The sequence below is a fragment of the Wenyingzhuangia sp. 2_MG-2023 genome (assembly GCF_030548295.1).
Taxonomy (GTDB): domain Bacteria; phylum Bacteroidota; class Bacteroidia; order Flavobacteriales; family Flavobacteriaceae; genus Wenyingzhuangia.
Window position 1 is genome coordinate 230,115 of the sequence record NZ_JAUOSB010000003.1, and the last position, 13,675, is coordinate 243,789.

Annotated in this window: 16 protein-coding genes and 1 pseudogene; 4 read left to right on the forward strand and 13 right to left on the reverse strand. The window is 32.0% G+C overall.

Features of this window, described 5'->3' with window-relative positions; genetic code table 11:
- The first annotated feature begins 1 nt into the window (after position 1).
- Complete coding sequence (locus tag Q4548_RS06655) at positions 2-490, forward strand: thioesterase family protein (RefSeq protein ID WP_303452835.1); 489 nt, start codon at positions 2-4, stop codon at positions 488-490.
- Here the strand turns inward: Q4548_RS06655 and Q4548_RS06660 are convergent.
- The 13 genes and pseudogenes from Q4548_RS06660 to hisG form a co-directional block, all read right to left on the reverse strand.
- The gene (locus Q4548_RS06660; RefSeq protein WP_303452837.1) at positions 474-1,130 is read right to left on the reverse strand and encodes a protein-L-isoaspartate(D-aspartate) O-methyltransferase; all 657 of its coding nucleotides are present in this window, start codon (positions 1,128-1,130) and stop codon (positions 474-476) included. The genes Q4548_RS06655 and Q4548_RS06660 overlap by 17 nt on opposite strands.
- A gap of 85 nt (positions 1,131-1,215) precedes the next feature.
- Positions 1,216-1,809: a bifunctional phosphoribosyl-AMP cyclohydrolase/phosphoribosyl-ATP diphosphatase HisIE gene (gene hisIE / locus Q4548_RS06665; RefSeq protein WP_303452840.1), complete on the reverse strand. Its 594-nt coding sequence runs from the start codon at positions 1,807-1,809 to the stop codon at positions 1,216-1,218.
- Positions 1,810-1,816: 7 nt separating this feature from the next.
- A complete protein-coding gene (locus tag Q4548_RS06670) occupies positions 1,817-2,695 on the reverse strand; it encodes a glycosyltransferase family A protein (protein ID WP_303452842.1) in 879 nt (292 codons plus the stop codon).
- 9 nt (positions 2,696-2,704) lie between these two features.
- Complete coding sequence (gene hisF / locus Q4548_RS06675; RefSeq protein WP_303452844.1) at positions 2,705-3,460, reverse strand: imidazole glycerol phosphate synthase subunit HisF; 756 nt, start codon at positions 3,458-3,460, stop codon at positions 2,705-2,707.
- Between the two features lie 80 nt (positions 3,461-3,540).
- Positions 3,541-3,975 carry a hypothetical protein gene (locus Q4548_RS06680; protein WP_303452846.1) on the reverse strand — a complete coding sequence of 145 codons (435 nt, stop codon included), beginning with the start codon at positions 3,973-3,975 and terminating at the stop codon, positions 3,541-3,543.
- A 57-nt stretch (positions 3,976-4,032) separates the two neighbouring features.
- Positions 4,033-4,758 (reverse strand): 1-(5-phosphoribosyl)-5-[(5-phosphoribosylamino)methylideneamino]imidazole-4-carboxamide isomerase, encoded by a 726-nt coding sequence (hisA, locus tag Q4548_RS06685; protein WP_303452848.1) that lies wholly within the window; start codon positions 4,756-4,758, stop codon positions 4,033-4,035.
- A gap of 39 nt (positions 4,759-4,797) precedes the next feature.
- Positions 4,798-5,148: a four helix bundle protein gene (locus Q4548_RS06690; RefSeq protein WP_303452850.1), complete on the reverse strand. Its 351-nt coding sequence runs from the start codon at positions 5,146-5,148 to the stop codon at positions 4,798-4,800.
- Between the two features lie 38 nt (positions 5,149-5,186).
- On the reverse strand, positions 5,187-5,768 hold the full coding sequence (hisH, locus tag Q4548_RS06695) for an imidazole glycerol phosphate synthase subunit HisH (protein WP_303452852.1): 582 nt from the start codon (positions 5,766-5,768) through the stop codon (positions 5,187-5,189).
- Between the two features lie 93 nt (positions 5,769-5,861).
- Positions 5,862-7,001 (reverse strand): bifunctional histidinol-phosphatase/imidazoleglycerol-phosphate dehydratase HisB, encoded by a 1,140-nt coding sequence (gene hisB / locus Q4548_RS06700; RefSeq protein ID WP_303452854.1) that lies wholly within the window; start codon positions 6,999-7,001, stop codon positions 5,862-5,864.
- Positions 7,002-7,043: 42 nt separating this feature from the next.
- Positions 7,044-7,319, reverse strand: a pseudogene (locus Q4548_RS06705) (GIY-YIG nuclease family protein).
- A 44-nt stretch (positions 7,320-7,363) separates the two neighbouring features.
- Positions 7,364-8,407, reverse strand: coding sequence for a histidinol-phosphate transaminase (hisC, locus tag Q4548_RS06710; protein WP_303452856.1), 1,044 nt, complete (start codon positions 8,405-8,407; stop codon positions 7,364-7,366).
- Positions 8,408-8,473: 66 nt separating this feature from the next.
- Positions 8,474-9,757 carry a histidinol dehydrogenase gene (hisD, locus tag Q4548_RS06715; protein WP_303452858.1) on the reverse strand — a complete coding sequence of 428 codons (1,284 nt, stop codon included), beginning with the start codon at positions 9,755-9,757 and terminating at the stop codon, positions 8,474-8,476.
- An 86-nt stretch (positions 9,758-9,843) separates the two neighbouring features.
- Positions 9,844-10,701 (reverse strand): ATP phosphoribosyltransferase, encoded by an 858-nt coding sequence (gene hisG, locus Q4548_RS06720; RefSeq protein ID WP_303452860.1) that lies wholly within the window; start codon positions 10,699-10,701, stop codon positions 9,844-9,846.
- 299 nt (positions 10,702-11,000) lie between these two features.
- On the opposite strand from hisG, the gene rimK reads away from it, so the two are divergent.
- The 3 genes from rimK to Q4548_RS06735 form a co-directional block, all read left to right on the forward strand.
- Entirely contained in the window at positions 11,001-12,383 is a 1,383-nt protein-coding gene (gene rimK / locus Q4548_RS06725) for a 30S ribosomal protein S6--L-glutamate ligase (protein WP_303452862.1), read from the forward strand.
- Between the two features lie 345 nt (positions 12,384-12,728).
- Entirely contained in the window at positions 12,729-13,214 is a 486-nt protein-coding gene (locus Q4548_RS06730; protein ID WP_303452864.1) for a hypothetical protein, read from the forward strand.
- Between the two features lie 207 nt (positions 13,215-13,421).
- A partial coding sequence (locus Q4548_RS06735) for a helix-turn-helix domain-containing protein (RefSeq protein ID WP_303452866.1) occupies positions 13,422-13,675 on the forward strand: 254 nt, incomplete at its 3' end.

A 13,675-nucleotide genomic window follows, 5' to 3' on the forward strand; every position in this document is an offset into this window, starting at 1 on the left:
CATGGAAAAACCAAAAATATTAACCAGTAACACCAAAATTAGATTTCAAGATTGCGATCCTTTCAACCACTTAAACAACGGTCGCTATATTGATTATTTTCTAAATCAACGAGAAGATCAAGTTTTGAATGCCTATGGAATTGACATCTTTAAAATGATTCGTGAAGAAAAAATAGGATGGGTAGTTTCTAGCACCCAAATTGCATACATTTTACCTGTTTTTACCATGGAAGAAATTGCTTTTGAATCTCAAACCATAGAATTTTCAAAAAAGCACATGAAAGTAGAAATGCGAATGTTTAACAAACAAAAAAATCAATTAAAAGCTTTGGCTTGGATGACTTTTGTACATGTAGATTTGACTAAAAACAAAACCACAGAACATCATTCTAAACTGATGCAATTGTTTAATGAGGTTGTTTTACCCTTAGAGGAAAAATCTTTTGATGCTAGAGAACGAAACGTCCGAATGACTATGAAAAATTCTTAAGGTTTTTGTTTTTCAACATTGGAACAAAAGCACATTCCTCTATCACTTGTTTGTCAAATTCCTTAGGAGAGTTACGCGTAATCAATGTCATCATTTGTTGTTCGTCTCCTACGGGAATTACCATTCTACCCCCCACTTTTAACTGAGCCAACAACGGTTTTGGTAAAAAAGGAGCTCCACAAGTCACAATAATTTTATCAAAAGGAGCAAAATCTGGCAAGCCTTTGTATCCATCACCAAAATACATGTGTTTGGGTCTGTAACCTAATTTAGGTAGTAAGTTTGATGTTTTTTTGTACAATTCTTGCTGACGTTCTATGGTATAAACAACTGCTCCCAAATGCACCAATACACTCGTTTGGTAGCCAGAACCTGTTCCAATTTCCAACACTTTTTCTCCAGGTTGAATTTCTAACAATTGTGACTGAAAACCAACCGTATAAGGTTGCGAAATGGTTTGTTCTGCAGCAATAGGAAAAGCCACATCTTGATAAGCATATTCTTCAAAACTAGCATCCATATACAAATGCCTTGGAATTTCTTTAATAGCAGCCAAAACCTCTGTGTTTGTCACGCCTTTGGTCTGTAAAACAGAAACCAGTTGATTTCTTAATCCTTGATGTTTGAATGTGTCTTTCATAGAGTAAACGTAGGTTGCAAATATAAAAAACAAAAGCCCTAGAATTTTTATTTTCTAGGGCTTGCTACTATTTTTTATAAACAATTTACTTCTGACGCTTTTTCAATTCCGCTGTTATGTCTTTTAATGTAAATCCTTTTGCTTGTAACAACATTAAATAATGGAACAATAAATCTCCGGCCTCATATAAAAACAACTCATCATTGTTATCCATCGCTTCAATTACGGTTTCTACCGCTTCCTCTCCTACTTTCTGAGCTACTTTGTTGATTCCTTTTGCAAACAAACTGGCCACATAAGATTTTTGAACATCTTTATTCTTTACACGATCTGCAATTACATTTTCTAAGGTAGACAAAAAACCAAAATTCTCATCGTTTCCTTCTGCCCAACAAGTACCTGTTCCTTTATGGCATGTAGGTCCTGCTGGTTTTGTCTGGATCAACAACGTGTCTTTATCACAGTCATTTTTGATAGACACCAATTCCAAAAAGTTTCCACTTTCTTCTCCTTTGGTCCACAATCTGTTTTTAGATCTGCTATAAAAAGTAACTTTATTGGTGGTTAAAGTTGTGTCAAATGCTTCTTGATTCATGTATCCTAACATCAATACATTTTTAGTTTCAGCATCTTGTATAATTGCAGGAACAAGTCCTTTTTCGTCAAATTTGATTTCCATTTGAGTATTATTTTTTAATTCTTTTTGCTAAATAAGCCAAATATCCATGTACAAAAGAAAGGACAAAGATACCTTTTCGGTTGATGGCATTGTTAAAAATTTCTTTGATTGTTTTATTAGCCATCAAAGCATTTTTTACGTATTTACTATTGTAATGTATGTACTTTCCTAAAGTGATGTCAAAATAATTGAATTCGTTATATCTTAACATCATTGTTAAATATCTAGGTCTCTTTTTAGTTCTATTCGTTATACTAATTCCAGAATCTAGATATTCTACAACCTTAAGTGCTTTGTTTAAACAATAAACTTCGTATTTCCTTGAAACTCTATTATGTAAGATAGAATAAACAACACTCTCGTTCTTGAAATAAGGTAATGTAAATTCTTTCAATCTAGCAGAAACATAAACTATACCTTTATCTCCCTTAACTTTATCAACTTGTCTAATTTCATAATTATTACTTATTGTCTTCGGGAATTTGGTTCCAATAATACGATCGTCTTTATATTTACACAAATATTGGATATTTGCTATACGATCTTTATTGCATTTTGTATCCCATGTATAAATAATTGTACTTAAAGCATCATCCGTTAAATAATCATCTGAATCAAGTTCTAAAAAAAGTTCTGTACACACTCTACTAATAGCTTTATTATAAGCCACATGTTTTCCAGAATTTTCTTGATAAACATAATTGATTTTAAACGCATTTTTTAAAATCCATTGTTCAATCAACTCCTTTGTATTATCTGTGGAACCATCATCAACCACCAACAACTCAAACTGTTTGTAATCTTGTTCATTTAAAGAACTTAACAATTTGGGTAATAGTTTTGCCCTATTATATGTTGGTACAAATACGGTGATTCTGTTCTCCATTCTGGCTATTTATAGTCTAACAGGAATTCCCTGTTTTTTTAATTCTTGTTTTAAATCTGGTATTTCAATTTCTTGAAAATGAAACACACTTGCAGCCAAAGCTGCATCTGCTTTTCCATCTTTAAATGTATCTACAAAGTGTTGCATATTTCCTGCTCCACCACTAGCGATAATAGGAATGTTTAATTCTTCTGACAAACGAGCCAAAGCTTCATTTGCAAATCCGTCTTTCGTTCCATCATTGTTCATCGATGTAAATAAAATTTCTCCTGCTCCCCTTTCTTCTACTTCTTTTGCCCAATCAAATAAATTTAATTCAGTCGGAACTTTACCTCCTACCAAGTGTACAATCCACTCTCCATCAATTTTCTTGGCATCAATGGCTACAACCACACATTGACTTCCAAACTTTTGAGACAACTCATTTACCAACTGTGGTCTTTTTACTGCTGATGAATTGATAGAAACTTTATCTGCTCCATTTTGCAATAAAATATCAACATCTTCTACAGATGATATTCCACCACCTACCGTAAACGGAATGTTTACTTGAGCAGCTACATCACGAACCAAATTCACCAAAGTCCTTCTACGTTCTTCAGTTGCGGAAATATCTAAAAAAACCAATTCATCTGCTCCTGTTTCTGCATATTTTTTGGCCAACTCTACAGGATCACCTGCATCACGAAGGTCTACAAAATTGACACCTTTTACAGTACGTCCGTTTTTTATATCCAAACAAGGAACTATTCTTTTTGCTAACATAATTTTGGTATCTGGTATCTGGTATCTGGTATCTGGACTTTAAAATTCTTGATACCTGTTACTTGATACTTATTACTTTCTTATTTTTTTATTAACTCTTTTGCATTATCAACTGCCAAACAACATATATTTTCTAATGATTCTCCTTCCATAGATAACTGATAAGCATTTAAAAAATTAAAATATGCTTTAACCGCTTTAGGCTTTTTTTTAGCTTGGATTAATATTTCATAAGATCTCCCTCTATAACCTTCTCTAAAAATATCATCAACATATTCTTTTAAAATAGTATCTGATACATAATTTTCTCTATCTAGTTTTTCATGAAAAATCTTACGCTCTAATTTATTTATACGACTAAATGAATCTTTAACAATTCCTTTTTTTAAAGCAATATAATCCTCTTCATTTCTTTTAGGAAAAGCCATTAATCGATTACCATCTTTATCAGCAGGATACAACCAAAGTTTTCCTTCTAATTTTTTCTTTGTTTTTCTTGGTAATCTAAACTTCATCAAATTTAATTTTATAAATAAACAAAAGTCTTAATACTTGACTCTAGATACTCACTACTATCTACCAATAATAAAATTCTCCAATTGCTTTAAGCTAATTCTATTTTCATAAATTGCTTTTCCAACAATGGTTCCTTCACATCCTAAATCTCTTAAACGTGGTAATTCATCAAAAGTAGAAATTCCTCCACTTGCAATCAATTTTACGTTCGGACAATCTTTGATTATTTTTTCATACAAATCAAAAGAAGGTCCTTGTAACATTCCATCTTTAGCTATGTCTGTACAAATTACATATTGAATTCCTTCTTTTTGGTATCCTTGAATAAATGGAATTAAATCTTCATCAGATTCTTCTAACCATCCACTAATTGCAATTTTTTCATTATTTGCATCTGCTCCTAAAATAATTTTATCCGCTCCAAATTTTGCAATCCAACTTTTAAAAACAGCTGCATTTTTTACTGCAATACTTCCTCCTGTAATTTGATTGGCTCCAGATTCAAAAGCAATTTTTAAATCTTCATCGGTTTTTAAACCTCCACCAAAATCAATTTTTAAGGTAGTTTTGGTTGCAATTTCCTCTAACACTTTATGATTTACAATATGGCTTGCTTTGGCTCCATCTAAATCTACCAAGTGTAAATGCTCTATTCCGTGAGCTTCAAACTGCTTGGCTATTTCTAAAGGATTTTCGTTGTATACTTTTTTGGTATTATAATCTCCTTTTGATAAACGTACACATTGTCCGTCTATAATATCTATGGCTGGTATTATTCTCATTTATAATAGTATTAAGTACTGAGTACAAAGTAGTAAGTTTTAGCTTAAACTTTTTTGAAGAGCATAATTCATCTTCCTTATTTCAGTACATAAATTTAATATTTCTTGAATTTCTTTTTTATCAACTAAATTTAACCTTACAGTTAACAATATTTGAGTTTCTAACTCTGTTGTTGATCCATTTGTGATACTTAAAAAATGTTTAAACTCATTTTTAGAATTTCTTCCTGCTCCTTCTGCAATATTTGAAGGAATTGACACACTACATCTTTTAATTTGACTAATCAATCCAAACTTTTCATCATCAGGTAATAGTTTCATCAACAGATAAGTTTTTTCAACTAACTCCATTGCTTTATTCCATATTTTTAAATCCTGATATTTGTTCATTTCTCTATACTTTGTACTAACTACTCCGTACTCTCAATCTAAAGATTGAGGAAATTCTCTAAAATCTGTGCTCCGTCTGTACTACTTTTTTCTGGGTGAAATTGCACTCCGTAAAAATTGCTTTTTTGCAATGCTGTAGAATATTGAATTCCATATTCCGTAGTCGCAATAGTTTCTTTAGTTAAAGGTGCATAATAACTGTGTACCAAATACATGTAAGCACCTTCTTTAACATTGTTAAAAATCTTAGATCCCAAACCGCTAATTTGGTTCCATCCTATTTGAGGAACTTTTACAATGTTTTCAAAACGTTTTACATCTACATTAAAAATACCTAATCCTGTGGTATCTCCTTCTTCAGAATATTTACACATCAACTGCATTCCTAAACAAATTCCTAAAACAGGTTGAGTTAAGGTTGGAATTAAGGCATCTAATCCTGTAGCTTTTAACATTTTCATGGCAGAACTTGCTTCTCCAACTCCTGGAAAAATAACTTTATCTGCACTTTTTATTTCTTCAACATCATTACTCAAAACAGCTTCGTATCCTAATCGCTCAATCGCAAATCGGATAGATTGTATGTTTCCAGCTCCGTAGTTTATAATTACTATTTTCATTTTTTTTAGTATTTAGTCCTCAGTACAAAGTATCTAGTTTATCGTAGCAACAAAAAAACTCTGTACTAACTACTTTGTACTCTGTACTGCGTTCTAAAGAACGCCCTTCGTACTCGGTAAAAACATTTTATTAGCATCACGCTTTACAGCCATTTTCATTGCTTTCGCAAAGGCTTTAAAAATTCCTTCTATTTTGTGATGTTCGTTATCTCCTTCCGCTTTAATGTTTAAATTACATTTAGCTCCATCAGTAAATGATTTAAACAAGTGTAAAAACATTTCCGTTGGCATATCACCAATCATTTCACGTTTAAAATCAGCTTCCCAAACCAACCAAGGTCTTCCACCAAAATCAACTGCAGCTTGTGCCAAACAATCGTCCATTGGCAAACAAAAACCATAACGTTCTATTCCTAATTTATTACCTAAAGCTTTGTTAAATAATTCTCCTAAAGCAATCATGGTATCTTCTATGGTGTGATGTTCATCAACCTCTAAATCACCATCTACTTTTACGGTTAAATCCATGGCACCATGACGACCAATTTGATCTAGCATGTGATCAAAGAATTTTACTCCTGTAGAAATATCATTCTTACCAGATCCATCTAAATTTAGTTTGATGTAAATTTTAGTTTCGTTGGTGTTTCTTGTGATTTCTGATACTCTATCTTCAAGTTTTAAAAACTCATAAATAGTTTTCCAATCTGTAGAAGTCAAGGCAATACAATCGTGAATTGCTTTTACATCAGCCTCTACTTCATCAACACCTAATTCTGGATTTTCTGATAAAAAAATTCCCTTAGCTCCTAAATTTTTAGCCAATTCCATGTCCGTAATTCTATCACCTAACACAAAAGATTTTTCTAAATCGTATTTTTCTTTATCAAAATACTGCGTTAACAAACCTGTTCTTGGCTTGCGAGTTTCAGCATTTTCATGCGGAAAAGTTTTATCAATATGTACAGCAGTAAAAACGACACCTTCATTTTCAAAAGCCTGAATCACTTTTTTCTGAGCTGGCCAAAAAGTATCTTCAGGAAAAGAATCTGTTCCCAATCCATCTTGATTGGTTACCATCACCAATTCATAATCCAATTCCTCGGCAATTCTTGCCATGTAACGGAAAACCTTTGGATAAAACTCTAACTTTTCTAAACTATCTAATTGATAATCTACAGGTGGTTCTATACAAAGTGTACCGTCTCTATCTATAAATAAAACTTTTTTCATGATTAACTTGTTAATCAATCCTGAACTCGTTTCAGGATATTATTATAATTCAATTGTCAATAAATAAGGATTTGATTCTTTTATCAAGTTCCATTTCCATTCTTTATGCCAATTTTTTAATTGTTTCTCTCTTTTCTTCGCTGTTGATTTATCATCAAACTCTTCATAATAAACCAAATCATGCACATTTTATTTTTTGGTAAATACAGCTCCAAATCCTTTTTTATGTTCATTTATTCTTCGAGCAATAGTATCTGTGTAACCTATATATAATAAGTTTCTACTTTTATTTGATAATATATAACAATAGTATTTCAATAAACATTCATTTTTTTTCCTGAAACAAGTTCAGGAATTCGCTTCTATTGAAGCTCTCTTAAAGCCTTCATCAAAGCAATATTCTCTTTAATGGTTCCTACTGTAAAACGCAAGGTATTTTCACACAATAACTGCGTGGTTCTATTTCTCACCACAATTCCTTTTTCTATGAGTTGGTTGTAACGTTTGGTAGCATCATCTACTTTTACCAATAAAAAATTGGCATCACTAGGATATATTTTTTCTACAAAAGAAACCTCTTTTAAGGCAATTTCTAAATTATCACGTTCTACCAAAACAGCTTCAATCTCTTCTTGTACATCTTCATAAGCCAACAAACGCTCTAAAGCTTTTTGCTGCGTTAACTCATTAACGTTGTATGGAGGTTTAATTTTGTTTAAAACTGCAATAATTTCGGCAGATGCATAGCAAACTCCCAAACGAATTCCTGCCATACCATAAGCTTTAGACATGGTTTGACTCACTATTAAATTAGGATGTTTCTCTAAACGAGCAACCCAACTTGGCTCCGATGCAAAATCAATATAGGCTTCATCAACCACAACCAATCCATTAAAACCTTCTACAATCGCTTTTACATTCGCATAATCAAACAAGTTCCCTGATGGATTGTTTGGAGAACACAAGAAAATCACTTTCGTATTTTCATCAACTGTTTCTAATATTTTAGAAACATTGGGCTGAAAATTCTCTTTTAAAGGAACTTCTTTAATGTTAATGTTATTCAAATTAGCCGACACATCATACATTCCGTATGAAGGTGGCAAAGTGATGATATTATCTTCTTTAGGTTCACAAAAAGCGCGTAAAATCAAATCGATGACTTCATCAGAACCATTTCCTAAGAAAATGTTTTCTTGAGCAACTTCTTTAATTTTTACCAATTCTGATTTTACAGTTCTCTGCATCGGATCTGGATAACGATTCACTCCATTTTCAAACGGATTTTCATTGGCATCCAAAAACACCATATCATCTGTAGCTCCCTGAAACTCATCTCTTGCTGAAGAGTAAGCTTTCATGTTGGCTACATTTTCTCTGATTATATTTTTTAAATCGAAACTCATATTTTCATGTATTTGGTATCTAGTATCTGGTACCTAGTATCAAAAAATCTTGATACTCAATACTAACTACTTGATACTATTAAGCCTTAACGTCACTGCATTTTTATGTGCATCCAATCCTTCTGCTGCTGCCATCAATTCAATAGCAGGACCAATATTCTGAATTCCTTCTGCTGTTATTTTTTGATAGGTGATTTTCTTTGTAAACGCATCTAAATTCACACCACTGTACATACGAGCATATCCGTTCGTAGGCAACGTATGATTTGTTCCTGAAGCATAATCTCCTGCACTTTCTGGTGTTAAAGGCCCTATAAATACAGAACCAGCATTCACAATTTTATCTAAATACAAATCCTCATTCAACACATTTAAAATTAAATGTTCAGGAGCATATTCGTTAATCAATTCATTTTGATCATCAATATTATCAATCAAAATAGCACTAGAGTTTTCAATAGCCAATCTTGCCACTTCTTGTCTTGGCAACTCCGCTAATTGTTTTTCTAATTCTATTTGAACTTTGTCTATTAATTTTTGAGATTCCGTTACCAAAATCACCTGACTATCCGCACCGTGTTCTGCTTGCGATAATAAATCTGCTACCACAAAACTAGCATCAGCATCTTTATCTGCAACTACCATCACTTCACTTGGTCCTGCTGGCATATCAATAGCTAATCCTTGCGTTAAAGCAAATTGTTTTGCTGCCGTTACAAACTGATTTCCTGGTCCAAATATTTTATAAACACTTGGTACAGATTCCGTACCATACGTCATGGCTGCAATAGCTTGAATTCCACCTAATTTATAGATTTCTGTAACACCTACCAACTGTGCAGCAAATAAAATTGCTGGGTTGATCGTTCCATCTTTTGATGGTGGTGTACACAAAACTATTTTAGTAGCTCCAGCAATTTTTGCAGGAACTCCCAACATTAAAATGGTAGAAAATAAAGGTGCCGATCCTCCTGGAATGTACAAACCTACTTTTTCTATAGGCTTCATTTCTTGCCAACAATCCACACCGTTAACCGTAGAAATTACTTTTTTCTCTATTTTTTGAGAAGCATGAAACGTCTCTACATTGTTTTTAGCCAATACAATAGCATCCTTTAATTTTTGAGAAACCAAAGGGATTGCATTGTTTATTTCTTGCTGAGTAACTTTTAAATCAGATAAAATAACTCCATCAAATTTCTCTGTGTAGTTTTTTAAAGCCTGATCTCCATTTATTTTTACATCTTCAAAAACACCTTTTACAGTAGCACCTAACGTATTTGCTTCTTTAGCTGGACGTTGAGTAATTCTTGCCCAAGTATCTTTTGATGGGTTAATGTATGTTTTCATTTTTTACTAGTACTGAGTACTGAGTATTAAGTAATGAGTACTTTAGCTTTTCTTACTTTGTACTTTATACTTTTTACTTTGTACTATTATAAAACCATTTTCTCAATCTCCGTAGTTAAAATACCTTCTGCACCTAAAGCTTTTAACTCATCTAAAATTTCCCAAAATTTATCTTTAGGAATTACCGTATGAATAGAACTCCATCCTTCTTGTGCTAGTGGCAAAACCGTTGGAGATTTCATTCCTGGAATTACTTTAATAATAGCATCAACCTTATCATTTGGAGCATTTAACAATACGTATCTATTAGCACGTCCTTTTAAAATTGCTTGAATTCTAAATTGTAATTTATCTAACAAAGCTTGTTTATCATCTGATAACACAGGTGATTTTGTCAAAACAGCTTCAGACCAAAACATCACTTCTGCTTCTTTCAATCCGTTTGCAAACAAAGTTCCTCCTGAACTTACAATATCACAAATACCATCAGCCAAACCAATATTTGGAGCAATCTCTACAGAACCTGCAATTTTATGAAACGTAGCTTTTATGTTTTTCTCTTTTAAGTACTTTTCTAAAGTATTGGTGTACGAAGTTGCAATGCGTTTTCCTTCAAAATAAGAAATATCCGTGTAATCAACATCTTTAGGCACTGCCAAAGAAACTTTGCATTTAGAAAAACCTAAACGTTCTACTATTGGTAAATTTTCACCTTTTTCAATCAACGTATTTTCTCCCAAAATAGCAATATCTACTACTCCATCTTCTAAATACTGAGGAATGTCACCATTTCTTAAATAAAAAACTTCCAAAGGAAAATTTCTCGCAGTTGCTTTTAACTGTGCATTGCGATGATCAATTGAAATTCCACATTCTTTTAATAATTGTAAAGAATCTTCGTTCAATCTTCCTGATTTTTGAATGGCAATTTTTAACGTGCTCATTTGTATATAGTTTATATCAATTTTTAAAATAAAAAACCCGTTCGAGAGATCTCAAACGGGTATGAAAATATATGTTTACTATTACAACATAATCCTTCCAACTCGCTTAAGCGCAGTATAGGATGTGATGATGATGCAACTTGATTGTATTCATGTTCTTAAATTTCTGCGACAAATATAACAATTCAATATGATTTTAAAAGGATTTAAAAAAGAAAATAATCTATCTTTAAAATTAATATTGTCATAACACAAATAACATATTATTACCTTTACATTCGAAAAAAAATAAATTATAAATGAGTGAATTAAAAATTGTAGGAAACAAAGAATGGTGTCACTTTAACCAACTGAATATTCCTGCTATCAAAGCAAGAGTAGATTCTGGTGCAAAAACATCTTCTATTCAAGCTACTGATATTACAACATATAGAAAAAATAAAGAAAACTGGGTGCGTTTTTACGTTCAGCCTTTGACAGAAAACAGAAGTATTTCTGTAGAATGTGAAGCTAAAATAATTGCCACTAGAATTATTAAAAGTTCATCGGGAATTCCTGAAAAGCGATATGTAATTGCTTCTGAAGTTACCATGGGTGATACTACTTGGGAAATAGAACTTACGTTGGCAGACAGAGATACCATGGAGTTTAAAATGCTGTTGGGTAGACAAGCCATGGAAAATAGAATGATTGTAAACCCCGCAGAAGAATTTGTACTAGGTGATATTTCGGAAGAAGAAATTGATCGTAAGTACGAAACTTTTGTGATGAAAAAGACAGGTTTAAAAATAGCTGTTTTGGCAAGCAACCCAGAATTGTATTCTAACAAAAGATTGATGGAAGCTGGACGAGCAAGAGGACACGAAATGGTGTTTTTAAACGTACAACAGTGTTACATGAAACTAGACACTGTTACTCCAGAAATTCGTTACAGAGGTGGTAATGTTATTAATGATTTTGATGCGGTAATTCCACGAATCAAAACAAGTATGACTTTTTATGGTTGTGCCTTATTAAGAATGTTTAAAACACTAGGTACATATTGTTTAAACGATGCTGAATCCATCAGTTCTTCAAGAGATAAATTGTATTCTTCTCAATTATTCTCAAAAAACGATATTCACATTCCTACTACTGGTTTTGCAAAATCACCATTAGACACCAAAGATTTGATCAACATGGTGGGTGGAGCACCATTGATTATCAAACTATTAGAAAGCACACAAGGAAAAGGTGTTGTTTTGGCTGAAACAAATAAAGCTGCTGAATCTGTAATCAATGCTTTTAAAAGTTTAAATGCAAACATCTTAGTGCAAGAATTTATTAGAGAAGCCAACGGAAAAGATTTAAGATGTTTTGTGGTAGACGGACGTGTGGTAGCCTCTATAGAAAGAACAGCTGCTAAGGGAGAATTTAGAGCAAACATACACCAAGGAGGCTCTGCTTCTATTGTAAAAATTACACCTGAAGAGAAAAAGTTAGCATTAAAATCTGCCAAAATATTAAACTTGCCTGTAGCGGGTGTGGATTTGATTCGCTCAAACAAAGGTCCATTGTTGTTAGAAGTAAACTCTTCTCCTGGATTGGAAGGTATAGAAAACGCAACGGGAAAAGACATTGCAGGATCTATCATTCAGGCTATTGAAAAAAGAATAAAATTCAACGGTACTGCGGAAGCTTAAAACTTGTTGATTTTAACAATTGCAAAAGCATCTTTTTACGTAACTACTGCGTACAAAAGATGCTTTTTTATTTAATTTGAATTCACTTTTACCAACCACAAACTAACAATCCTCAGTTTTATTATGAAAACAGCGTTAAAAACTACTTAAAAAACAATACTTTTAGAATTGATAAAAAAACTAAATGATGTTGTCCGTGAATGTGAATGGATAACGTTACTTTTGGTGAGTATATAACGAGTTGTGCATAATTTAACTCAAACTCAATAATTAATGAAAAAAAGATATTGGCTAATTGGAATTTTTATTTGTCTTTTTATTATTCTTTATAGTTTAAAATTATATATGAATAAGGGTATCATTAAATGTCCTGAATTTAACAAATCATATTCTGAATGGTTTCCTTATAATAAAGGAGATATTTTAAATTTTAAAAATTCAGACTCTATTCGAGAATATACCGTAAGTACTTATTACATTAATAAAACTGACAGTTACAATAGAAATATGAAATGTGGATGTTGTGAAGATGGAATTGTAATTTACCTTACTGCGAAAAAAGACACGATTAAAATTGATTTCGATAATTTTATAAATCCTAATAGTTGTATGGGAAGTAGAAGATTTATAAGTAAAAATGGGAAAGACATAAATGTAAAAGGTACACAAAATCAGAAAGAACTTAATTTAAACCAAATATCCTCTGACAGTCTAATAATTGAAAAAAGTATAGGAATAAAGAAACTTTTTTGGAATGGAAAATTATGGGAATTTGAAAGTATTAAAAAATCAAAAACTGATATTAAAATTATTTCGAATAATGGATGTTAAAAAACTATGCACAACAACGCATAAAAAAAATTGCTATATTTAGAACTAATTTTAAAGGTCGTTGCTCTTTTGCTACTTCTGATTTTCCTACGGAAAACCCTCGCACGCAAAAACGCAACTATTTTTATACAAGACCGTTGCCAAACATTAGATCGGTGTAAAATCCTGAAATAGGTTGACTAAAAATTCATCAATAATTAGTCACTTATGGAAAGTAAACAAAAACAACCCTATCGAAAAAAATCGTACACTAAAGTCGGTTTTGAACTCAAATTATTCATCATTGACCAAATTCAAAATGGTCAAATCTCTACCAATTTTGCTGCTAAAAAATATAACGTTCCGAGATCTTCTATTGATTATTGGATTAAAAAATATAGTACTTTAGACCAAAAGAAAAAAGCAATGAGCAAACAAGATGAAATCAAAAAATTGAAAGAGAAAATTGAAGAACTTGAATT